This window comes from Mycobacterium sp. MUNTM1, assembly GCF_054660795.1.
This window is the reverse complement of the sequence record NZ_BAAGDE010000062.1, coordinates 1-21,048: the sequence shown is the minus strand read 5'-3', so window position 1 is coordinate 21,048 and position 21,048 is coordinate 1. Positions and strand designations below refer to the sequence as shown.

At 65.2% G+C, this 21,048-nt stretch carries 17 protein-coding genes and 1 pseudogene; 6 read left to right on the top strand and 12 right to left on the bottom strand.

Going from position 1 to position 21,048, the window contains the following annotated elements:
- From ACYQ8K_RS25750 to ACYQ8K_RS25735, 4 genes are read left to right on the top strand one after another with little or no spacing between them, the layout of a single operon-like run.
- A complete protein-coding gene (locus ACYQ8K_RS25750; RefSeq protein ID WP_459973514.1) occupies nt 1-1,308 on the top strand; it encodes a cytochrome P450 in 1,308 nt (435 codons plus the stop codon).
- Nucleotides 1,286-1,639, top strand: coding sequence for a hemophore-related protein (locus ACYQ8K_RS25745; RefSeq protein ID WP_459973513.1), 354 nt, complete (start codon nt 1,286-1,288; stop codon nt 1,637-1,639). Before ACYQ8K_RS25750 ends, ACYQ8K_RS25745 begins: the two co-directional genes overlap by 23 nt.
- A gap of 14 nt (nt 1,640-1,653) precedes the next feature.
- Complete coding sequence (locus tag ACYQ8K_RS25740; protein ID WP_459973511.1) at nt 1,654-2,421, top strand: siderophore-interacting protein; 768 nt, start codon at nt 1,654-1,656, stop codon at nt 2,419-2,421.
- A 2-nt stretch (nt 2,422-2,423) separates the two neighbouring features.
- Nucleotides 2,424-4,166 (top strand): AMP-binding protein, encoded by a 1,743-nt coding sequence (locus ACYQ8K_RS25735; RefSeq protein WP_459973509.1) that lies wholly within the window; start codon nt 2,424-2,426, stop codon nt 4,164-4,166.
- Between the two features lie 6 nt (nt 4,167-4,172).
- On the opposite strand, the gene ACYQ8K_RS25730 is transcribed toward ACYQ8K_RS25735, so the two are convergent.
- Nucleotides 4,173-4,919, bottom strand: coding sequence for a class I SAM-dependent methyltransferase (locus ACYQ8K_RS25730; RefSeq protein WP_459973507.1), 747 nt, complete (start codon nt 4,917-4,919; stop codon nt 4,173-4,175).
- 27 nt (nt 4,920-4,946) lie between these two features.
- Nucleotides 4,947-5,354 (bottom strand): hypothetical protein, encoded by a 408-nt coding sequence (locus ACYQ8K_RS25725; RefSeq protein WP_459973505.1) that lies wholly within the window; start codon nt 5,352-5,354, stop codon nt 4,947-4,949.
- Nucleotides 5,355-6,001: 647 nt separating this feature from the next.
- Here ACYQ8K_RS25725 and ACYQ8K_RS25720 point away from each other — a divergent pair.
- On the top strand, nt 6,002-6,880 hold the full coding sequence (locus tag ACYQ8K_RS25720; protein WP_459973503.1) for an SDR family oxidoreductase: 879 nt from the start codon (nt 6,002-6,004) through the stop codon (nt 6,878-6,880).
- On the opposite strand, the gene ACYQ8K_RS25715 is transcribed toward ACYQ8K_RS25720, so the two are convergent.
- Together ACYQ8K_RS25715 and ACYQ8K_RS25710 are read right to left on the bottom strand one after the other, a co-directional pair.
- On the bottom strand, nt 6,877-8,283 hold the full coding sequence (locus tag ACYQ8K_RS25715) for an amino acid permease (RefSeq protein ID WP_459973501.1): 1,407 nt from the start codon (nt 8,281-8,283) through the stop codon (nt 6,877-6,879). The genes ACYQ8K_RS25720 and ACYQ8K_RS25715 overlap by 4 nt on opposite strands.
- 145 nt (nt 8,284-8,428) lie before the next feature.
- Nucleotides 8,429-9,319: a PAC2 family protein gene (locus ACYQ8K_RS25710; RefSeq protein ID WP_459973499.1), complete on the bottom strand. Its 891-nt coding sequence runs from the start codon at nt 9,317-9,319 to the stop codon at nt 8,429-8,431.
- A gap of 392 nt (nt 9,320-9,711) precedes the next feature.
- On the opposite strand from ACYQ8K_RS25710, the gene metH reads away from it, so the two are divergent.
- Nucleotides 9,712-13,467: a methionine synthase gene (metH, locus tag ACYQ8K_RS25705; protein ID WP_459973497.1), complete on the top strand. Its 3,756-nt coding sequence runs from the start codon at nt 9,712-9,714 to the stop codon at nt 13,465-13,467.
- Between the two features lie 9 nt (nt 13,468-13,476).
- On the opposite strand, the gene ACYQ8K_RS25700 is transcribed toward metH, so the two are convergent.
- The 8 genes and pseudogenes from ACYQ8K_RS25700 to ACYQ8K_RS25665 all read right to left on the bottom strand — a co-directional run.
- Nucleotides 13,477-14,244 carry a mannan-binding family protein gene (locus ACYQ8K_RS25700; RefSeq protein WP_459973495.1) on the bottom strand — a complete coding sequence of 256 codons (768 nt, stop codon included), beginning with the start codon at nt 14,242-14,244 and terminating at the stop codon, nt 13,477-13,479.
- 17 nt (nt 14,245-14,261) lie between these two features.
- Complete coding sequence (locus ACYQ8K_RS25695) at nt 14,262-15,005, bottom strand: tetratricopeptide repeat protein (RefSeq protein WP_459973493.1); 744 nt, start codon at nt 15,003-15,005, stop codon at nt 14,262-14,264.
- A 26-nt stretch (nt 15,006-15,031) separates the two neighbouring features.
- Nucleotides 15,032-16,291, bottom strand: coding sequence for an MlaD family protein (locus tag ACYQ8K_RS25690; protein WP_459973491.1), 1,260 nt, complete (start codon nt 16,289-16,291; stop codon nt 15,032-15,034).
- Nucleotides 16,288-17,526, bottom strand: coding sequence for an MlaD family protein (locus tag ACYQ8K_RS25685; RefSeq protein WP_459973489.1), 1,239 nt, complete (start codon nt 17,524-17,526; stop codon nt 16,288-16,290). The genes ACYQ8K_RS25690 and ACYQ8K_RS25685 overlap by 4 nt, the downstream gene beginning before the upstream one ends.
- The gene (locus ACYQ8K_RS25680) at nt 17,523-18,638 is read right to left on the bottom strand and encodes an MCE family protein (protein ID WP_459973488.1); all 1,116 of its coding nucleotides are present in this window, start codon (nt 18,636-18,638) and stop codon (nt 17,523-17,525) included. The genes ACYQ8K_RS25685 and ACYQ8K_RS25680 overlap by 4 nt, the downstream gene beginning before the upstream one ends.
- Nucleotides 18,635-19,690, bottom strand: a complete 1,056-nt coding sequence (locus ACYQ8K_RS25675) for an MCE family protein (protein WP_459973486.1) — start codon at nt 19,688-19,690, stop codon at nt 18,635-18,637. The genes ACYQ8K_RS25680 and ACYQ8K_RS25675 overlap by 4 nt, the downstream gene beginning before the upstream one ends.
- Nucleotides 19,683-20,738 carry an MlaD family protein gene (locus ACYQ8K_RS25670; RefSeq protein WP_459973484.1) on the bottom strand — a complete coding sequence of 352 codons (1,056 nt, stop codon included), beginning with the start codon at nt 20,736-20,738 and terminating at the stop codon, nt 19,683-19,685. The genes ACYQ8K_RS25675 and ACYQ8K_RS25670 overlap by 8 nt, the downstream gene beginning before the upstream one ends.
- A pseudogene (locus ACYQ8K_RS25665) lies at nt 20,735-21,048 on the bottom strand (mammalian cell entry protein); the annotation flags it as partial. The pseudogene ACYQ8K_RS25665 and the gene ACYQ8K_RS25670, both read right to left, overlap by 4 nt.

The following is a 21,048-nucleotide window of genomic DNA, read 5'->3' as shown; positions in this document are numbered from 1 at the left end:
ATGACATCTGACTACATGACCCCGCGAAAGTCCGTCGAGAACCTCGACTTCTTCACCGAGAAGTCGCTCGTCGACGACCCCTACGACTACTACGACGCGATCCGTCGTTGCCCGGTGTGGCGTGAGCCGGCGCACGGCGTGGTGATGGTGTCGGGATACGACGAGGCCCTCGCGGTGCAACGCGACACCAAACAGGACTTGTCGGTATGCAACATCGTCAGCGGACCATGGTCGGGGATACCGACCAAGACCGACAGCGATGACATCTCGGATGTGATTGAGCGGCACCGCAAGAAGGTTACGTTCGGCGACTACTTCATCACGTTCGATCCTCCGCATCACACCGCACATCGCTCGCTGTTGAGCCGGTTGTTCACGCCTAAGCAGCTCAAGAACAACGAGGACTTCCTGTGGCGTCTTGCCGACGAGCAGATCGACCGCTTCATCGCGAATGGCAAGTGCGAGATCGTCGTCGACTACAACTTCCCGTTCACGCTCGACGCGATCACCGACCTGTTGGACGTGCCCGAGGACGATCGTGAGCGTTTCCGCCGCGCCGCCATAGCCAGCAGGCTCGAAGGCGACCGGAGTGGTTTCGTTGGCGTGAAAGAGGAGTGGTTCGTCGAGTACATCGAGGAACGGCGGCGCAATCCGCGCGACGACATCCTCACCGAACTCGCGCTGGCGAAGTTTCCCGACGGCACGACGCCCGAGGCGATTGACGTCGCCCGCGTCGCCACCTTCATGTATGCCGCCGGCCACGGCACGACGATCGACCTGCTGAGTCTCTCGATGCTGACGCTTGCGGAGCGACCGGACTTGCAACAGCAACTGCGCGAGGATAATTCACAGATTCCCGCCTTCATCGAGGAGATGCTGCGCATCGAAAGCCCGATCAAATCGAATTTCCGCATGGCGCGCCGCAGCACCAAGATCGGCGACCTCGATGTGCAAGCCGGCGCCAGCATACTTGTCATGAACGGCGCGGCGAACCGCGATCCACGACGGTTCGACGAGCCCAACGAATTCCGCCTCGGTCGCCCGAACATACTGCATCACATGGCATTCGGACGTGGCATACACACGTGTCCGGGCGCCCCGATCGCACGCGCCGAAGTGCGGGTGAGCTTGGAACGAATCCTCAACCGGATGGCCGACATTCGGCTTTCCGAGGCAAAGCACGGCCCGGCGGGCGCTCGTCGGCTCAAATGGGACAGCACCCTGCTGTTCAGGCGCCTCAAGGAATTACACCTCGAGTTCACACCCCTTCAGGAGGTATCCGAAAATGACGCCGCTATCGTTGACTAGATTGGCTGCCGGGGCTTGCGGCCTCGCCCTGTCCTTGACCGCCGGGTCTTTGACCGCCGGGGCCGGGCTCGCGTCCGCCGATCGGGATCTGAGCCCGTTTGTCAATACAACCTGCAACTTCGACCAGGTGGAATCGGCGCTGAACGCGGCAGACCCCCAAGCCGCCGCAACATTCAACTCTTCGCCGGAGAGCGTCTCCTTTTTGCGTCAGTTCCTCGCCTCGCCAACGGGCCAACGCCAGCGGATGGCCCAGATGCTGGCGAGCCAGCCAGGAAATGACCAGCAGTTCGGCCTTGTCTTGCGGGTCTTCAACACCTGCAACAACTACTGAGTAGACGGGCACCCATGGCCACACTCACCGGCGCTTTACCGCTCATCAACACGCTGCGCGACGCGGTGTTCCTCTCGGCGACTGTGAGCGAGATCGAAACGCTGACACCAAGAATGCGCCGCATCCGGTTTCGTGGCCCGCGACTGCAGGGGCTGACCTGGACGCCAGGTCAGCAGGTGCGCCTGAAGGTCGAGAGCCTGCGTGAATCCTGGTCAAGGTTGCACGCATACCCGGTGCTGCGCACCTATTCCATCTACGACGCCGATCCCGACCTCGGCACACTCGACATCGTGATGTTCGACCACGACGGTGACCCGAAGGCCGCGACACCCGCCGGACGGTGGGCGACGGCCACGTCGATCGGAGATCACGCCCACGTCACCCGGCCCCAGGGCAATCTCGTCATCCGCCACGACGCGCCCTACCACGTGTTCGCGGGCGAAGAAACCGCGTCGGTGGCGTTCGCCGCGATGCTTCGATCCATGCCCCCAACGGCCGAGGTGTACGGAGTGATCGAGGCCGCGACGGATGCCGACCGCCTTCCCCTGGCCCGACCCTTGACCACGGTCGAGCGCGGCGACGCCTCGGCCGCGAACTCTGCCGTGCTCGCCGACGCCCTGCGTAGCCTCCCACTGCCGGACCATCCGGGCATCGCCTATCTCGCCGGCGAGGCCCGCACCATACAAGCCTTGCGCAAAATATTGATCACCGAACGTGGCTGGGACCGACGCCAGATACGCACCAAACCCTTTTGGACCCCCGGCCGAACCGGAATGGAGTGATGATGGTTGAGACGTCCATTTCGGATCTGCTGTGTGAACGCGCCAGCTTGCAGCCCAACGACTCGGCGTTCACTTTTATTGATTACGAGCAGGATTGGGACGGAGTTGCCGAAAGCCTGACGTGGTCGCAGCTGTACCGGCGAACGCTGAACGTCGCACGGGAACTGCAGCAGTGCGGGTCGACGGGCGACCGCGCTGTGATCATGGCCCCGCAGGGGCTCGATTACATCGTGGGGTTTCTCGGGGCTTTGCAGGCGGGGCAGATCGCGGTTCCGCTTTCGCTTCCTCTAGGTGGCGTCAGCGATGAGCGCGTCAGTTCGGTGCTGCGCGACGCGGCGCCGACCGTCGTTCTCACGACGTCGGCTGCGGCGGGAACCGTTGCCGGGTACGTCAAGTCGGAATCTGGCGGACGCGTTCCATCGGTCGTGGAGGTTGACTTGCTTGACCTGGACGCCCGGGCAGGATCCGGCGCCGGGAACGAGAATCACCCGGATCTGGCCTATCTGCAATACACGTCCGGGTCGACCCGCCAGCCGGCCGGGGTCATGGTCTCGCACAGAAACCTGCTGGCCAATTTTGGGCAGATGATAACCGACTTTTGTGTGGAGTATGGAGGCGTCGCTCCACCGGACACGACCATTGTGTCGTGGCTGCCGTTTTACCACGATATGGGTCTGATACTGGGAGTGTGCATACCGATTCTGGGCGGATTTGGCACCGTGCTCACGAGTCCGGTCTCGTTCCTACAGCGACCGGCCCGGTGGATGCAATTGCTGGCCAAGGAAACTCACGCGATTTCGGCGGCGCCGAACTTCGCCTTCGAACTGGCGGCACGCAAGACATCAGACGAGGACATGGCCGCACTGGACTTGGGCGACGTGCTGGTCATCCTCAGCGGTAGCGAACGGGTGCATCCCGCGACGATGCGGCGCTTCACCGACCGGTTTGCGCGCTTCAATCTGCCCGACAGCGCGATACGGCCAGGCTATGGCCTCGCGGAGGCAACGGTGTACGCGTTGACCCGCACACCCGCGCAACCGCCCAAGATCGTCCACTTCGAATCCGAGAAGCTGACCACCGGCACCGCGGAGCGCTGCGGCGAAAGCCCGACCGGCACACCGCTGGTCAGCTACGGGGTGCCACGGTCACCGATGATTCGTGTCGTTGACCCCGACACCAGGATCGAGTGCCCGCAGGGAAGCGTCGGTGAGATCTGGGTACACGGCGACAACGTCGCGATGGGCTACTGGCAAAAGCCCCAAGAGACCCAACGCACGTTCGGCGATCGGCTTGTCGCTCCGTCGGCCGGCACCCCGGAAGCGCCGTGGCTGCGAACCGGGGACTCGGGATTCTTCTTCGAAGGCGAGCTGTTCATCATCGGCCGCATCAAAGATCTGTTGATCGTCTACGGGCGTAACCACTCACCCGACGACATCGAAGCGACGGTCCAGGAGATCACCCGGGGTAGGTGCGCGGCGATCGCGGTTCCGCATGGGGGCACGGAAAAACTTGTCGTCATCATCGAAGTCAAGAACCGGGCAGCGTCCCATGGAGACGGGGTCGACAAACTCGCCATCGTCGAGCGCGAAGTCACCTCGGCGGTCTCCAACTCGCACGGCGTCGGCGTCGCGGATCTGGTTCTGGTAACGCCTGGTTCGATACCGATCACCACAAGTGGCAAGGTTCGGCGGGCGACGTGCGTCGAGCAGTATCGGCAAGGTCAGTTCGCCCGTTTGAACGCTTAGGCGCTCCTATCGGCTGGCCCACACGATTTGTCGTTGGAACGTGCCGCCGCGGAGCTCGACCGTGATCGCCGGATCGGCGTGGAGGGCAAGCATCCTCAGTGCCGACGGGCTGTAAGTTCGCAGCAAGCTGATGAACCCGTCGTGCGCGGCCGGGACCCACATCACGAACGGCAACATCCACCCCAGCACCAAGAGGTGCAGTGACGGCGGCAGCCGCGGCAAGTCGATGATCAGCAACTTATGCGCGGTGCGGGTGCCTTCGGCGAATACTCGAGAAGCCGGCGTGGGCGGCAGATGGTGGATGGATAGCGCGAACACCGCGAGGTCGTAGTGCCCATCGGGCGCGTCGATGGCGGTGGCGTCCATCTCGCGGACGGTCGCGCGGGGGTGCTTGCCCAGCTCACCGGCGGCGATCGCGGCCACCGACGTCGGCTCGATGTCGGTGACTGTGACGTGGGCGGTGGGATGCATGTCAAGCAGCGCTCGCGACAGCCCTCCGTGGCCAGAGCCGAGTTCGAGGATCTTGGGATTGGGTACGTCAGCAACCTCGTCGAGAGCGATACGCGCAAGCTTCTTATTGATGCCAAAAATTCGTTCGTTGCGCTCCAAAGAGCGGACTACCCTGCGTTTCAGCCGGTCGACGTCCTCGCGGTCAAGGTATTCCAGACGATCCGTTTGCAGCCGCCGATCCAGCCACGACGCGTCCGGCCCGCCGCGCGGCATGCTGTCGATGTCGAAGAGCTCCTTGGCCATACGGTTCCACCAATGGAAAATCGTCCATTATTCGGGGTCGTCAGTCGCCATTTTCTTTGCGCCCCAATGTGTTCCAACTGGACGCCAGCAGAACTCATTGGTGCCTTGGCGGTGCCAGAGGTAGGTTTCAACATCACCCAGGCTGGTGCGCGTCACGAAGTTCCACACCGAATAGTCTGGTGGAATCGATTTTTGGGGCAGCGTTGCTCCACTTTGGGAAGTGGAGTCGGTGGCCGAACCCGACCGGCCCTCGGTCGTGCTCCGGCGGATTCCGATGGCTCTGGCCGCGATCCGTGCGCCCGGAGCACCCCGGCGCTGCATGTTGGACGCAATGGTACGCGCGGTGCTTTCCAACTCCTCATAGCTGAGCTGGTTATGTTCCTCTGCGCCGGTGGAATCGTGGGGTGGCGATGGGACCGAACTGTCTTTTGTCATCCAGCAGCCCTCCAGCAACCTGTCATGCCGGGAGCTTATGGTCGCGTCTACCGCTCTCACGCACAGTACGAGCCAAGTAGAGTAGTACGAACGCTCAGTTCGGGTATCGGCAATTAACTAACCCGGAAATTACTTCTGCAACGTCTTGCGTTCATCGGGTCGATATTCGTCCCCGCGGGTGTTATCTAGCGGATCGGCCCAGGGTCGTGGTGATCCACCCGCCCGTCCATTGGTGCTCCGGACGAGGGCAAAGGGACCCCTGCAAGACGGATGGGCCGCCGCCGGAACCCCGGTTCTGTTACCGCATTGGCACCGCATTACACAGTTGTTGGCAGGGTCTCTCGGGAAATGTTGACTCAACAGGGCCGTACCCAAGATGGCATTCTCGTGGTGCGCCATTACTCGCCGCAATGCCCGAATGCTTCGGCGATGTCGGAATTTCCGGATCGTGGATGAATAGTCAGTTCGTCGTGGCGGTGATCCGCAAAGCTTTTGTTGCAATTGCACGCTTCTGTGCCACGCGGCTCCGCGCGAGCTGAGTAAATGTTGGATGAGGTCACGGACGACGCCTGGGGACCGTTTCCAACGGTTTCGGCGACGAGTGGCACCACCCGGCGCTCAGGTGCCGGCAAGGTACGTTGGCGATCATGACATCGCTGCAGGACAAAGTCGTTTTCATCACCGGCGGTGCCCGGGGGATCGGGGCGGAGACCGCCCGTCGGCTGAGCGCAAAGGGTGCCAGGCTCGTGCTGACCGATCTCAACGAGCCGGACCTCAAGGCGCTTGCCGCCGAACTCGGCGAGGAACGAGTGCTGACGGCCGTCGCCGACGTGAGAGACCTGTCCGCGATGGAGGCCGCCGCCGCCCGCGCGGTCGAGCGATTCGGCGGGATCGACGTGGTGGTGGCCAACGCCGGCATCGCCAGTTATGGCTCGGTGCTGCAAGTGGATCCCGATGCCTTCGAGCGGGTGCTCGACATCAACGTCCTCGGCGTCTTCCACACCGTGCGGGCCACGCTGCCCAGCCTGATCGAGCGCCGCGGCTACGTGCTCATCGTCTCGTCGCTGGCCGCCTACACGGCCTGCCCGGGGCTGGCGCCGTACAACGCCTCCAAGGCGGGCGTCGAGCTGCTGGCCAACGCGCTGCGGCTGGAGGTGGCCCACCACGGCGTCACCGTCGGCTCGGCGCACATGTCGTGGATCAACACCGCGCTGGTCCGCGACACCCAGTCCGACCTGCCGGCGTTCAACCAGTTGCTGGCCAGCTTCCCGTGGCCGCTGAACAAGACGACGACCGTCGACAGGTGCGCGGCCGCTTTCGTCAAGGGCATCGAGCGTCGGCGCACCCGTGTCTACTGCCCGCGCTGGGTGGCGCTGTTCCGTTGGGTTAAGCCGGTGCTGTCCAGTCCGGTGGGCGAGCTGCCGCTGCACAAATCCACCGCCGAACTGCTGCCCCAGCTGGATGATCAGGTCGCCGCGCTGGGCCGCTCCACCAGCGCCTACAACCGCGACCTCGGTACGTCCTAGCCGGTCTTGGCCCCGCCCTGCGACGCGACGGCGGCCACCCGGTTGCGCACCAGGAACCATCCCGCGGTCAGCGCCGGGATGACGAACACCACGGTCGCGATGGTCCAAGTGCCGGTTTCTTTGTCGAACGCCATCATGACCAGGACGCCGGCCAGGAACGCCAGGGTGAGATAACCCGAATACGGGGCCCCCGGCATCCGGAACCGCGGCCGTTCGAGGAGCCCGGCTTTCGCCAGCCGGTAGAAGCGCAGCTGACATAGGACGATGGTCGCCCAGCACGCGATGATGCCCGGGGCCACGATGTTGAGCACGATTTCGAAGGCCTCGCCGGGGTTGACGGCGTTCAGGGCGATGCCGAGCAGGCAGATGGCGCCGGCCATCGCGATGCCGACGAAGGGCACCCCGTTCTTGGACATCCGGATCGCGAACCGGGGACCGCTGCCGCTGGACGCCATCGAGTGCATGATCCGGCCGGTGGAATACAGCCCCGCGTTCAGGCTGGAGAGGGCGGCGGTGAGCACCACGATGTTCATCACGTCCCCGGCGCCGTGGAAGCCGATCTTGGAAAAGAAAGTGACGAAAGGACTTTCGGTGGCCTTGTAGGACGTGTAGGGCAGCAGCATGGCCAGCAGCGCCACCGACCCGACGTAAAAGATCGCGATCCGCGCGATCACCGAATTGATCGCGCGGGGCATGACCTTCTCCGGCTCGGCGGTCTCGCCGGCGGCCGTGCCCACCAATTCGATGGCGGCATAGGCGAATACCACGCCCGAGGTGGTCAGCAGGACCGCCAGTACGCCGGAGGGAAACAGTCCGCCGTGATCGGTCCACAGATCCAGCCCGGTGCTGTGGCCGTCGATGCGATACCGCCCTGCCAAAAAGACGATCCCGACCACCAGGAAGGCGACCAGCGCCAGCACCTTGACCAGCGCCGCCCAGAATTCCAGCTCACCGAACCACTCCACCGAGATCAGATTCATCGACAGCACGACGATGAGCGCGAGCAGCGCCAGCACCCACTGCGGGATCGATTCGAAGGCCGTCCACCGCCGCAGGTAGGTGGCGATCGCGGTGGTGTCGACGATGGCCGTCATCGACCAGCCCAGGAAGTACATCCAGCCGATCGCGTAGGCGGCCTTCTCGCCGAAGAACTCCCGCGAATACGACACGAACGAGCCCGACGACGGGCGATGCAAGACCAACTCGCCCAGCGCTCGCAGAATCAGGAACACGAAAACGCCGCACACGGCGTAGACCAGAAACATCCCGGGCCCGCCCTTGGCCAGCCGGCCGCCCGCGCCCAGGAAGAGCCCGGAGCCGATCGCGCCGCCGATGCCGATCATCTGCACCTGCCGGGCCTTGAGCCCCTTGCGGTAACCGGCGTCTTCGCCGAAATCGGCCATGGGATTTGGGTTGGCTATCGGATTTGGGTCGCCATCACCAGGCAACGCGGCCATGAAACGTCCAATCGGTAGGTCGCGAAGCGATGCTTCCGTACTCGGTCGGCTGACGGCAAATTCGGTGACGCCTGTCAGCGATCGCGAGTGCCTAGCGCCCGAAGCCGGGGCGACGGCGCCGCAGATAGCGTTCGAACTCGGCGGCCAGCGCGTCGCCGTCGATCTTGCCCAGGGCGTCGTTCATGTCGACCTCGGCGTCGCCGCGTTGCTCGAGCGACAGCACGTACTCGGCGAGGTCCTCGTCCTCGGCGGTCATCTCCGTGACCGCCTGCTCCCAGTCCTCGGCGTCCGTCGGCAGGTCGGCCAGCGGCACCTCGATGTCGAGGACGTCCTCGACGCGGCGCAGCAGGGCCACCGTCGCCTTCGGGTTCGGCGGCTGCGACACATAGTGCGGCACGGCCGCCCAGAACGTCACCGCCGGGATCCCGGCCGCCACGCAGGAATCCTGAAACACCCCGGCGATGCCGGTCGGGCCCTCGTAGCGGCTTTCCTCGAGGCCGAAGCGTTTGGCCGACTCGGGGGAGTAGGCCGCGCCGGACACGGGTACCGGCCTGGTGTGTGGGGTATCGGCCAGCAGCGCTCCCAGGATCACCACGGTGTCCACGTTGAGCTTGTCGGCGATGGCCACCAGCTCGGCGCAGAAGGTGCGCCAGCGCATGTTCGGTTCCACCCCGTGCATCAGCACGACGTCACGATCGCTGCCCGGGGGCCGGCAGTGCGAGATCCGCATCGCCGGCCAGACCAGTTCGCGGGTCACCCCGTCCACTTGCCGGATCACCGGACGATTCACCTGGTAGTCGTAGTAGGACTCGTCGTCGATCTCCAAGATCGGGTCGGCTTCCCAGATGGCCTCGAGGTGTTCGAGCGCGTCGCTGGCCGCGTCGCCGGCGTCGTTCCAGCCCTCGAACGCGGCCACGACGACGGTGTGGTGCAGTTCGGGCAACGCGGCTTTGCCAAAGGGGGGGCCGTCGGGCGGGGTCACAGATTTAGCGTACGGCCTCACGGCCCGATGTTCGGGGCGCGGTGGCCGAGGATTGTCCTCCGATTGGCGCGTAACCGGGGGCTTTGCATAGGACGACTATCCTTATGGCGTGACTGCCGCCCACGAACACCGCTCGGACGACTTCACCAATCGGCGTCGTCGCGGTGGAGACGAAATAGGTCCGGCAGCGATTTCGTTAACCTTGGTAACTATCACGTCGCCGGCAGGCTCGACGAGCAGTCGATAGCGGCGATGAGTTGGGCGTCCAGACGTCGATCGGGTGACGACGTAGACTTTTCTGGTCGAGAGGCGTTGCAACGGATACGGGCCTGTGCCGGTATCCGCCACGCTCGGCAGAGTCAAGGACGCCTTCCGCTACGGAAGGATTTCATGTGACTGCCTCTGAGTCAGAGTTCGTGCCCCACCTCCGCCCCGACTGCACCGACGAACTGACGGCCGCCCTGCGCCAGCGGATCATGGTGATCGACGGCGCGATGGGCACGGCGATCCAGCGGGACCGGCCGGACGAGGCCGGCTACCGCGGCGACCGGTTCACGGAGTGGCCGACCGCTCTGCAGGGCAACAACGACCTGCTCACCCTGACGCAGCCACAGATCATCGAGGGGATTCACCGCGAGTACCTCGAGGCCGGCGCCGACATCGTCGAGACCAACACGTTCAACGCGAACGCGATCTCGCTTTCCGACTACGACATGGCGGACCTGGCCTACGAGCTGAACTACGCCGGCGCCGCCCTGGCCCGCAAGGCCGCCGACGAGTACACCACGCCGGAGAAGCCCCGCTACGTCGCCGGTGCGATCGGGCCGACGACGCGCACCGCGTCGATCTCGCCGGACGTCAACGACCCCGGGGCGCGCAACGTCTCCTACGACCAGCTGGTCGCCGCCTACCTCGAAGCCGCCAACGGCCTGGTGGACGGCGGTGCCGACCTCCTGATCATCGAGACGATCTTCGACTCGCTGAACGCCAAGGCGGCGGTGTTCGCGGTCGAGACGCTGTTCGAGGACCGCGGACGTCGCTGGCCGCTGATCATCTCGGGCACCATCACTGACGCCTCCGGGCGGACGTTGTCCGGTCAGGTCACCGAGGCGTTCTGGAACGCGATCAGGCACGCGAAGCCCATTGCGGTGGGCCTCAACTGCGCCCTGGGTGCGCCGGAGATGAGGCCCTACATCGCCGAGATGTCGCGTATCGCGGACACCTTCGTCTCCTGCTACCCGAATGCCGGTCTGCCCAACGCCTTTGGCGAGTACGACGAGACCCCGGAGCGCCAGGCCGGCTACATCGCCGACTTCGCCGAGGCCGGCTTGGTCAACCTCGTCGGTGGTTGCTGCGGAACCGCGCCGCCGCACATCGCCGAGATCGCCAAGGTCGTCCAAGGCAAAGCGCCGCGCGAGTTGCCGGAGATCGAGGTAGCCACCCGGCTGTCGGGCCTGGAGCCGCTCAACATCACCGACGACTCCCTGTTCGTCAACATCGGTGAGCGCACCAACATCACCGGCTCCGCCCGGTTCCGCAACCTGATCAAGGCCGAGGACTACGACACCGCGCTGTCGGTCGCCCTGCAGCAGGTCGAGGTTGGCGCGCAGGTCATCGACATCAACATGGACGAGGGCATGATCGACGGCGTCGCCGCGATGGACCGGTTCACCAAGCTGATCGCGGCCGAGCCGGACATCAGCCGCGTCCCGGTGATGATCGACTCCTCCAAGTGGGAGGTCATCGAGGCGGGCCTGAAGAACGTGCAGGGCAAGCCGATCGTCAACTCGATCTCCATGAAGGAGGGCGAGGAGAAGTTCATCCGCGAGGCTCGGCTGTGCCGCAAGTACGGCGCCGCCGTCGTCGTGATGGCCTTCGACGAGCAGGGCCAGGCCGACAACCTGGAACGCCGCAAACAGATCTGCGGACGCGCCTACCGGATCCTCACCGAAGAGGTCGGCTTCCCGCCCGAGGACATCATCTTCGACCCGAACTGCTTCGCGCTGGCGACCGGCATCGAGGAGCACGCGACCTACGGGATCGACTTCATCGAGGCCTGCGCCTGGATCAAGGAAAACCTTCCGGGGGTGCACATCTCGGGCGGTATCTCCAACGTGTCGTTCTCGTTCCGGGGCAACAATCCCGTCCGTGAGGCGATCCACTCGGTGTTCCTGTTTCACGCCATCAAGGCCGGCCTGGACATGGGCATCGTCAACGCCGGCGCGCTGGTGCCCTACGACTCGATCGACCCCGAGCTACGGGACCGCATCGAGGACGTCGTCCTGAACCGTCGCGAGGACGCGGCCGAACGGCTCCTGGAGATCGCTGAACGGTTCAACAAGTCGGACAAGGGAGAGGATCCGAAGGCAGCCGAATGGCGCGGTCTCCCTGTCCGCGAACGGATTACGCACGCCCTGGTCAAGGGGATCGACGCCCACGTCGATGCCGACACCGAGGAGTTGCGGGCCGAGATCGCCGATGCGGGTGGTCGCCCGATCGAGGTGATCGAGGGCCCGCTGATGGACGGCATGAACGTGGTCGGTGACCTCTTCGGCTCGGGCAAGATGTTCCTGCCCCAGGTCGTGAAGTCGGCCCGGGTGATGAAGAAGGCCGTCGCGTACCTGCTGCCGTTCATCGAGGCGGAGAAAGAAGAGTCCGGCGCCGGTGCCGGTAAGGACACCAACGGCACGATCGTGATGGCGACCGTCAAGGGCGACGTCCACGACATCGGCAAGAACATCGTCGGGGTCGTCTTGCAGTGCAACAACTTCGAGGTGATCGACCTCGGGGTGATGGTGCCCGCCCAGAAGATCTTGGACGCGGCGAAAGAGCACGACGCCGACATCATCGGGCTGTCCGGCCTGATCACGCCGTCCCTGGACGAGATGGCCAATTTCGCCGTCGAGATGGAGCGTGAGGGCCTGGAGATCCCGCTACTGATCGGTGGCGCGACCACCTCGCGCGCACACACGGCCGTGAAGATATCGCCACGTCGTTCGGGTCCGGTGGTCTGGGTCAAGGACGCGTCCCGCTCGGTGCCGGTCGCCGCGGCGCTCCTCGACGACAAGCAGCGTCCGGCCCTGCTGGAGGCCACCGAGAAGGACTACGCATCGCTGCGCGAACGGCACGCTCAGAAGAACGAGCGGCCGACGGTGACGCTGGAAAAGGCCCGCGCCAACCGGACTCCGATCGAGTGGGACGGCTACACGCCGCCGGTGCCCGCGATCGGCGTGGGAGTACGGGAATTTCAGGACTACGACCTCGCCGAGTTGCGCGAGTTCATCGACTGGCAGCCGTTTTTCAACGCCTGGGAGATGAAGGGCAGGTTCCCCGACATCCTCAACAACCCGGCCTCGGGCGAGGCCGCGCGCAAGCTGTACGACGACGCTCAGGAGATGCTCGACACCCTGATCAAGGAGAAGTGGCTGACTGCCAACGGGGTGATCGGGTTCTTCCCGGCAAACGCTGTCGGCTCGGGGGCGGAAGATATCGAGGTGTACACCGATGAGACCCGTACCGAGGTGCTGACCACGCTGCACCACCTGCGCCAGCAGGGCGAGCACCGCGACGGCATCCCGAACCGGTCGCTGGGCGACTACATCGCACCCAAGGACACCGGTCTGGCCGACTACGTCGGCGCCTTCGCCGTCACCGCGGGGCTCGGCAGCCAGGAGAAGATCGCGGAGTTCAAGGCGGCCCTCGACGACTACAGCGCGATCCTGCTGGAGTCGATCGCCGACCGGCTGGCAGAGGCTTTCGCCGAACGGATGCACCAACGGGTGCGCAAGGAGTTCTGGGGGTTCCAGCCTGACGAGCAGCTCGACAACGAGGCGCTCATCGATGAGAAGTACCAGGGAATCCGCCCCGCCCCCGGCTACCCGGCCTGCCCGGAACACACCGAGAAGGTGACGCTCTGGAAGTTGCTGGACGTCCAGAAGCGGACCGGCATCGAGCTCACCGAGTCGATGGCGATGTGGCCGGGAGCGGCCGTCAGCGGCTGGTATTTCTCGCATCCGCAGTCGCAGTACTTTGTGGTGGGCCGAATGGCCCAGGATCAGGTCGCCGACTACGCGAAGCGCAAGGGCTGGACCCTGGCCGAAGCCGAACGCTGGCTCGCCCCCAACCTCGGCTACAACCCGGAGGACTGACGGCGCGAGCTAGACGCGCAGCACCGGGCCCAATGCGGACAGCGGGATGTGCGCCTGCACGGTGCCGCCGTCCATGAACCACTGCGGCAGGCCGGGGGAGAAGTTGATCGGCTCGTCGTGGCCGACCGGATAGTCGGGCATGTAGATGATCAACTCGTCGGGTGTCAGCGCCCACGCCTTGTACGCGCCCGAGTAGACCTTGTCCGGAGTCCAACGGTCGACGATGAACGGGTAGGTTCCCGGGTCGTGTGGCGGCGGCGCCTGGTTCAGTGCGGTTTCGATAAACGGTTGGGCCAGTGGGGGAATGGCGGTCAGCGGATTCGAGGTCGTCAGGTCCGCCAGCTGCACCCGCCTGCCGGCCGCCATGTCGAAGGTGAATGTTCGGTAGGCGTTGTTGGGTTTGGGCCCGTCGGCGTGATAGTCCTCGTGAAACACCGCGCTGAGCAGGTTGCCGTGCCGGAAGACCTCGAAATTCTCCTCCCCGTAGCTGTCGGCGGCCATGTTGCCGTTGGCGTTTCGCCAATTGTTGACCAGCGTGTGCAGGTAGTCGCGGATCACCGGGCCGGTGGTCGGGTTGTCGACGAGGTCGTCGGGCACGGCGACCTTGATGTCGCGCACGGCGTTGCGTTCCGACGTCACCGTGGTGTGGCAGTACTGGCCGTCCCAGTCACCGCCGAGCTCGCCACAGAATGACGGCGCCGACGCGTGCGTGGTGGCGGTGCTGGGAATCGTTGCGGCCGCGGCCAATACGAGCGCCGCCGATAGTCGCTTGAGCATGAGGGGCTCCGCTCTGCTCAGAGGAGTTGGACTTTGCTCGCCCGCCAGCGACCGTCGACCTTCTCCATGGTCATCTTGATCCTGCTGCGGTCGACGCGCGGGTCGGGTGCGGCCGTGTTGGTGACGGTCTGGTCGATGAAGAGCAGGACGACGACCCTGTCGATGGATTCGGACTGGATGGCGGAGTCGACCACCACGCCGTGCGCGGTCGCCTTGTTGTCGATCAGCAGCTGCCGGAGCTTGACGCTGGACTGGGTGTACATGTCCTTGAATTCGCCGGTTGCGCCGTCGAGCACCTGTTTGAAGTTCTCGTCGACTTTGTTCGAGTCGATGCTCGTCAGCACCTGCGCGTAGGCGACGGCGGCCTGCTGGGCCTGTTCACCCGCCACCTTCAACTGATGGTCCTGCCACTGTCGCCACCCGAGGAACCCTGAAACGGCAAGTGCGGCAACGAGTAACGCCGGAAGCGCGGTGCGACGCAGATACCGGCTCCAGGGCCGCTTGGCGCGCTCGGTCTCCTGGCGCTTGCGTTTGAGCAGCGCGCCGCCGTCTTCGTCTTCGTCGTCGCCCAGCTCTTCACTCTCGTCGCCGGCCGACCCCTCGGCCGCGTCGGCGGATTCGTCGGCGCGCTCGGCCTCGTCGTTTTCGCCTGCGGCGTCCGGTGTTTCGGCGCCCGACTCCACGTCGGTTTCCACGCCGGTCTCGGCGTCGGTTTGCGCGACGGCTTTCGGGTTCTTCTTGGTACTCACGACCACGATCATCTCCTAAAGGTCGACGGCTTCAACGCTCAGTGCGGCGGTTCGATCGGCAGCTGCGGACCGCCGTATGGCGTGGGAATGGTGTAGCGGCCCCGTGGGGTCGGATCGGTTCGCTGGCCCAGGTTCGCGCCCGGCGGCGGGCCGGCGGTGTCGTCGCCGCCCGGCCGTGGCGCGTTCTTGGCGCCGCGAATCGAGACCGCCGGGTCGTCGTCGCGGCAGTAGGTGTACATGAACGGTTCGTAGTAGTCGGCGGCGGACGGCGCGTGCGACGGTGTCCCGTAGTCGCACACGTAGCGGGGGTAGAGGTCGGCGGTCGCCCAGACTCCGCCGTCGTGGAATGCGCTCGTCACCGCGTCCAATACCGATCCGCGGTAGTCGGGGAACAGCGCGTTGAGCGCCGGGACCCGCAGATAGAACAGCTGCGACATGGTGGCCATGCTGCCGAGCAGCTGCACCATGGTGTCGGAATTGTCCGCAAACAGATTGTCGACGGCCGAAAGGGTGCGCGGCGTCTGCTGGGTCAACCGGCGGTAGCCGGCCTGCATCCTGGCCACGCCGGTCAGCGTCTGATTGAGTTCGGTTGCGGTGGCGCCTAATCCGCTGTTCTTGTCGCTGGCCAGGGTGAGCACGACGCGGCTGGTCTTGATGATGCTGGTGGTCTGCGGCAGCACCGAATCGAGCGTCGACAGCAGGAACGTGCCACCGTCGACGATGGCGGTCAGCTTCGCCGGGCCCTCTTTGCTCAGGCTCAATTCCTTCTTGATCAACTCGATCTTGTGCGGGTCGACCTGGGCCAGCAGCCCGTCGGCGTCGCCGAGCAACTGAGCCAGGCTGACCGGGACGGTGGTGTGGTCCAGGCCGATGAGGCTGCCGTCATGCAGATACGGCCCGGCGTCGGACGCGGCTTCGAAGTTGATGTACTGCTCACCGGCCGGCGAGAGCGCCGACACATGCACGACACTGTTGGCCGGAATCCGCACGTTCGACGTGATGCTGGCGACGGCGTTGACGCCGTTGTCGGTGATCTGCAGCGACTCGACGCGACCGATGCGCACTCCGCGCAGCGCGACGTCCTGATTGGGCAGCAGGCCACCGGATTCCGCGAGCTGCACGGTGACACGGTAGGACGAGGCGAAGGGCTTTACCCGCAACGCGCCGATGAGCAGATAGGCGGTCGCCACGACCAGGATGAGCACCAGGCCGGCCACCGACAGCCAGACCTGTTGGCGGTGACCCGTGCGCACCGCGCGCACAACGACATTGGCGAAGTTGGCGACGGCGCGCATCATGGTTGCGGTCCCGGTGGCGGCGGCGTCCCGGGGGCTGGCGGGGCCGGTGCAGGTGTCGGCCCGGGGGCGACATCAATCTGGCCCGGGATGTTCGGGTCCGGAATGACCGGAACCTGCGGCGAGTTCGGGCCCCGGCCGACGATACGTTCCTGTAGCCGCCAGAGCGTGTACTTCAGGGTGCCGACCAGCAGGTTCACGTTGTAGTGGTGCGGTCCGTGCAGGCCGATGTCACCCGGGAACCCAATGTCGGGGAGCGACCCCAGCATGATCTTGTCCACGCCCACGTTCACCGAAATCGAGTTCCCTGCAGTCGATTTGATTAGCGCGGGGATCAGCCGGTTGATCGACTGCCAGCTCGTATCGGGGCTCACGGCGACGTCGTTGGCGGCCCCGGCGATCGTGTTCAGGTCGCGGATCATGCTGCGGCCGCTGGTGTCGGTCCCGCCGATCGACGGGAACCTGGCGAGCAACCGGGAGGTGTCACCCACCTGCACCGCGAGGTTGGACAGCTGACTGGTGTTGTCGGCCAGGGCCGACGTGGCGGGGCTGGCGGCCGCCATCAGGTCGCCGATGGCCTGGTTCTTGGCGTCGAGTTGGTCGGCCAGGTGCGACAATTGGGTTAACGCGCGCGAGATCTGATCGGACCGGGCATCCAGCGTGCCGAGCAGCTCGTTGGACTTGCGGATCATGTCTCCGAACGCCTGGCCCTGGTCGCCGGTCGCCTTACCGAAACCGTTGATGATATTGGTGAAGTTGCGAACCGCCCCGCCGTTCACCAGAATCGCCGCCGAGCTCAGCACCGACTCGACGGTCGCGGCGGCCGCGGTCGAGTCCAGGCCGATGGTATCGCCGTTGTGCAGCAGCGGCGTGTCCGCAGGATCGTCGGGTGGCGGCTTCAGCGCGACGAACACGTCGCCCAATGGTGTCGCCGTGCGCAATTCGGCGGTGCTGCCGCGCGGCAGTTGCACGCCGTCCCGGATGCGCAGCCGGGTCACCGCGGTGTAGTTGCGCGCGACCATCGATTCGAGCTGCCCGACGTCGGCGCCGGCGAGCTTGACCTTGGCGTTCATCGGCAGGTTGAGCGCATTGGAGAACACCGCGTTGAGCGAATACCCGCCCGAGCCCAGCCCCGGGGCCGGAAGGGGCAGGCTGGCGAGGCCGTTCGTGGCGCATCCCGCGGTGACCATCGCCGCGGCTACCACCGTCAGCATGCCCCGCGCGCCCGCGGTCATCATTTCTGCCCCATGGCGGCCATGCCGTCGAGCACATACGTCAATCCGAAATCGGGTCCGAAGTCCTGGATGGTCCCCGTGCTGCAGCCCAATTGCCGAAGACCCATCAGGTTGCAGATCTCTTTGGTGTATTGGCTGTCGAACAGCAAGCGATCCGTGAGGAAGCGGGCCCGCACGCTGCCGTTCGCCCGGTCGATCATGTTGTAGGCGTTGTCGGCCACCAGGGGAGCAAGATCCAGTAGTTCGGCCAGGTCGCGTCGCTGGTCGCTCACGGTCTTCAGGGTGTCATTGCCGTGCAGGACAGCCTGTTTGACGTTGTCCCGATTTTTGTCGAGCAGGTCGCCGGCCCGCTGGATCAGCTGGTCGAGTTTGCGTCCGGTGCTGCCGCTGCCGAGGTCCTCGTCGGCCATGATCTGGCTGACTTGATGGATGGTGGAGGCGAATTCACGCAGTTTCGTGTCATTGGCGGCCACCGCGTCGAACAGCGTGCTGATGTTTTTGACTATCGTGGTGATCTGCTCGCGGGTGGCCGCGCCGCCGTCGCTGGACAGCCGCAGCGCCTTGGACAGCTCGCCGAGGGCGGCCTTGATCTTTTCGCCGTTGCCGTTGACCACCTCGGTGCCACCGTTGAGCACGTCGGCGATCGGTCCGCCGCCGTGACCGTCGCCCTCGAGCGACTTGGTCACCTTGTCCAAAACGTTGAGCACGCTGCTGAATTCGACAGGCGTCTTGGTCCGGGGCAGGCCGATGGTGTCGTGGTTCTCCAGGGTCGGTCCGCCGTGATAGGCCGGGGTGAGCTCGATCTGGCGGTCGGTGAGGATGGAGGTCGACACCGTGACGGCCTGCGCGGTCGCGGGCACTTTGACGTGGCGGTCGATGGTGAACTCGACTTCGACGTAGCCGCCCTTGGCGTTGATCTTGGTGATCTTGCCCACCGGCATGCCCAGCACCGCCACCTCGTTGCCCTCGTAGAGGCCTGAGGCGCTGTCGAATTGCGCGGTGACCGTGATCGTGTCCTCATCGGAACTCAGGGACCACCAACCGATTCCGATCGCCGCGGCGATGACCGCGACCGCGGCGACGATGGCCAGCGTCCTGGCGCCGAGCCGCCTCACTTGCAGTCCTTGAAGTACTGGATCATGCCGAACTGCTTGGCGCGGCCGCTGATCGCACACATCCATGAGTCGATCAGCGGGACATTTGGGGCATTGAAGTTGATCGCATTGCCGTCACCGGTGAGGTTGGCGGCCTCGCGGAAGAAGATCGGGCTGATCTGCAGCATGCTGTGCAGCAGGTCGTCGTGTTGGGACATCAGGTTGGTGAAGTCGCGCATGTCTTTGATCAGCGCGTCCAGGCCCGAGCGGTCGTTGACCACCACCTGGCTCATGGTGTCGACGAGGCTGGACAGGGACTGCATCATCGCGTGGAAAACGGCGCGCCGCGCGACGAATTGGCCCAGCAGGTCTTGTCCCTGGTCGACCAGGGCGCCGATGCCGGCCTGCTGGCGGCGCAGCGTGTTCGTCACCTGCTCGGTGCTGCGCAGCAGCTGCCCCAGCTGGTCGCGCCGCACCGCGATGATCGACGACAACGTGTTGATGTTCGTGATCGCTTGCGGCACAACGGCGGGCAGGCCCTCGAGTTGCTTGCCCAGCACCGCCAGCGACTGCGCGAACCTGTCGGAGTCGACCTGCTCGAAAGTCGTGGTGGCATCCTGCAGCGCGGCCTGCAGGTCGTAGGGCACCTCGGTGTGCGCCAGGTCGAAGGTGTTGTTGGGCAGTCGCGCCGGACCGTTGGGCTCCAGCGAGAGGTAGCGCGAACCCAGGATGGTGGTGACCCTGATCTGAGCCCGGGAATCCTTGCCGAGCTTGATGTCGTCGCGGACCTTCAAGCCCGCCTCGACGTGGTCGCCGACGAGTTTCATGCTGGTGACGTTGCCCACCGGGATGCCCGCGACCACGATCGGGTTGCCGGCCCGCAGCGAGGCCGCCTGCAAGAACTCCGCGGTGTAATGCCGATAGCCGGCGCCGATCGCGTGCACCAGCAGCATGACGCCGATCACCACCGCGACCACCGCGACGGCGATGAAGCCCAGCCAGGTCTTGTTGTAGCTTTCCAGCGGCTGCTTCGTCAGCCGCGAAAGCCGCTGCCGCACCCACGCGTCAGCCATCGACCGTGCTCCTGCAGCGCGGGGTGTGCCAGGCCCGGTTGCCCGGCGTGGCGGCGTTGATGATGATGGGCACTACATCGTTGAGCCCGGGGAAGAACCCCATGAAATTCACGTCGCACACGTAGGCGTTGCCATAGGCGCCCTGATTGCCCACCCGGGTAAGGCCTTTCAGCAGCAGCGGGATGTTGTCGCCGAAGAAGGCCACCTGCGGTTCGACGTCCATGATGTGTTTGGTTACCCCTGGCTGGCGATCGATGAATTCGCGCAATGCCGGGTACACGTCGGTCGCCGAGGCCGACAGGTGGTCGGTCACCCGGGCCAGCGAACCGACCGAGGCGACCAGGTCCGGGCGGCGCCGGTCGAGTTCACCGACCACGCTGCGGGTCTGCGTGATGACCCCGTCGAGGTTGTCGTTCTGCTGGGCGAGGTTGCCGACCACCTTGTTGAGGTTGGTGATCACGCTGCCTAGGGCCTGATCGCGTCCCGCGAATGTCTGCGTGAGCGTGGATGTTTGGCCCACGAGCGTGGTGAGCGACGACGTATCACCCTGCAGCGATTGGATGATGCCCTTGGTGAGGTTGTCGGCGTCATGCGGGTTCAGCAGGCTGAACAGCGGCTCGTAGCCGTTGAGCAGCGTCGTCACGTCGAACGAAGGCTCGGTGCGTTCCGGCGGGATGGTGCTGCCCGGGGGAAGCAGCTGCGGACTGCCTTCCTTGCCCAGGGACAGCCCGAGGTAGCGTTGCCCGACGATGTTCTGGTAGGTCACTGATGCGAGGGTGTTTCCGAACAGCCGCTGTTCGGATTGCACCACGAACGAGACCTTCGCGAGCGTCCCGTCGAGTTCCACCTTTTCGACCCGGCCCACGCGCACCCCGGCCACGCGGACGTCGTCGCCCTCGCGAAGCCCGTACACGTCGGTGAACACCGCCGAATACCTGGCGGTGTCACCGGCCACGTCTCGCCGCAGGCTCACATACACCAGCCAGGTCAGCGTCAACGAGACGATCATGAACAAGGTCAGCGCGATGAGCGGGCCGCGGAATTTCATTTGGCCTCCCCGGGTGGATGAGCCAGTGACACCGTGGTGCCGCGGGCCACCGGGCCCAGCAGCAGGTCGGTGGCATCGGTGGCGGGCGCGCCGGTGATGATGCCCAGCATGTTTCGTTCATACTGGCTGCCAACGGGTCCCACGTTGCCTCCGAAAGCCGCCTGCGGAATCCAGGGCGCCTTGGGTGCGACCGGCGCGACCCACGGCTCGTGCTCTTGCGGTGTGGCCGGCGCCCCGGGCGAGGAGTTGTCGGGATTCGCGCTGCCGGGCACTGGGGGCGACGGCGTAATCCCGGGGGCCAGAGGGGGAT

Bases quoted from the DNA above. Each gene is read 5' to 3' on its own strand.
- ACYQ8K_RS25690 (WP_459973491.1), bottom strand. From the start codon at position 16,291: ATGATGCGCGCCGTCGCCAACTTCGCCAATGTCGTTGTGCGCGCGGTG.
- ACYQ8K_RS25720 (WP_459973503.1), top strand. From the start codon at position 6,002: ATGACATCGCTGCAGGACAAAGTCGTTTTCATCACCGGCGGTGCCCGG.
- ACYQ8K_RS25750 (WP_459973514.1), top strand. From the start codon at position 1: ATGACATCTGACTACATGACCCCGCGAAAGTCCGTCGAGAACCTCGAC.
- ACYQ8K_RS25740 (WP_459973511.1), top strand. From the start codon at position 1,654: ATGGCCACACTCACCGGCGCTTTACCGCTCATCAACACGCTGCGCGAC.
- ACYQ8K_RS25685 (WP_459973489.1), bottom strand. From the start codon at position 17,526: ATGATGACCGCGGGCGCGCGGGGCATGCTGACGGTGGTAGCCGCGGCG.
- ACYQ8K_RS25745 (WP_459973513.1), top strand. From the start codon at position 1,286: ATGACGCCGCTATCGTTGACTAGATTGGCTGCCGGGGCTTGCGGCCTC.
- ACYQ8K_RS25675 (WP_459973486.1), bottom strand. From the start codon at position 19,690: ATGGCTGACGCGTGGGTGCGGCAGCGGCTTTCGCGGCTGACGAAGCAG.
- ACYQ8K_RS25700 (WP_459973495.1), bottom strand. From the start codon at position 14,244: ATGCTCAAGCGACTATCGGCGGCGCTCGTATTGGCCGCGGCCGCAACG.
- ACYQ8K_RS25725 (WP_459973505.1), bottom strand. From the start codon at position 5,354: ATGACAAAAGACAGTTCGGTCCCATCGCCACCCCACGATTCCACCGGC.
- ACYQ8K_RS25715 (WP_459973501.1), bottom strand. From the start codon at position 8,283: ATGGCCGATTTCGGCGAAGACGCCGGTTACCGCAAGGGGCTCAAGGCC.
- ACYQ8K_RS25695 (WP_459973493.1), bottom strand. From the start codon at position 15,005: ATGATCGTGGTCGTGAGTACCAAGAAGAACCCGAAAGCCGTCGCGCAA.
- ACYQ8K_RS25670 (WP_459973484.1), bottom strand. From the start codon at position 20,738: ATGAAATTCCGCGGCCCGCTCATCGCGCTGACCTTGTTCATGATCGTC.
- ACYQ8K_RS25735 (WP_459973509.1), top strand. From the start codon at position 2,424: ATGGTTGAGACGTCCATTTCGGATCTGCTGTGTGAACGCGCCAGCTTG.
- ACYQ8K_RS25730 (WP_459973507.1), bottom strand. From the start codon at position 4,919: ATGGCCAAGGAGCTCTTCGACATCGACAGCATGCCGCGCGGCGGGCCG.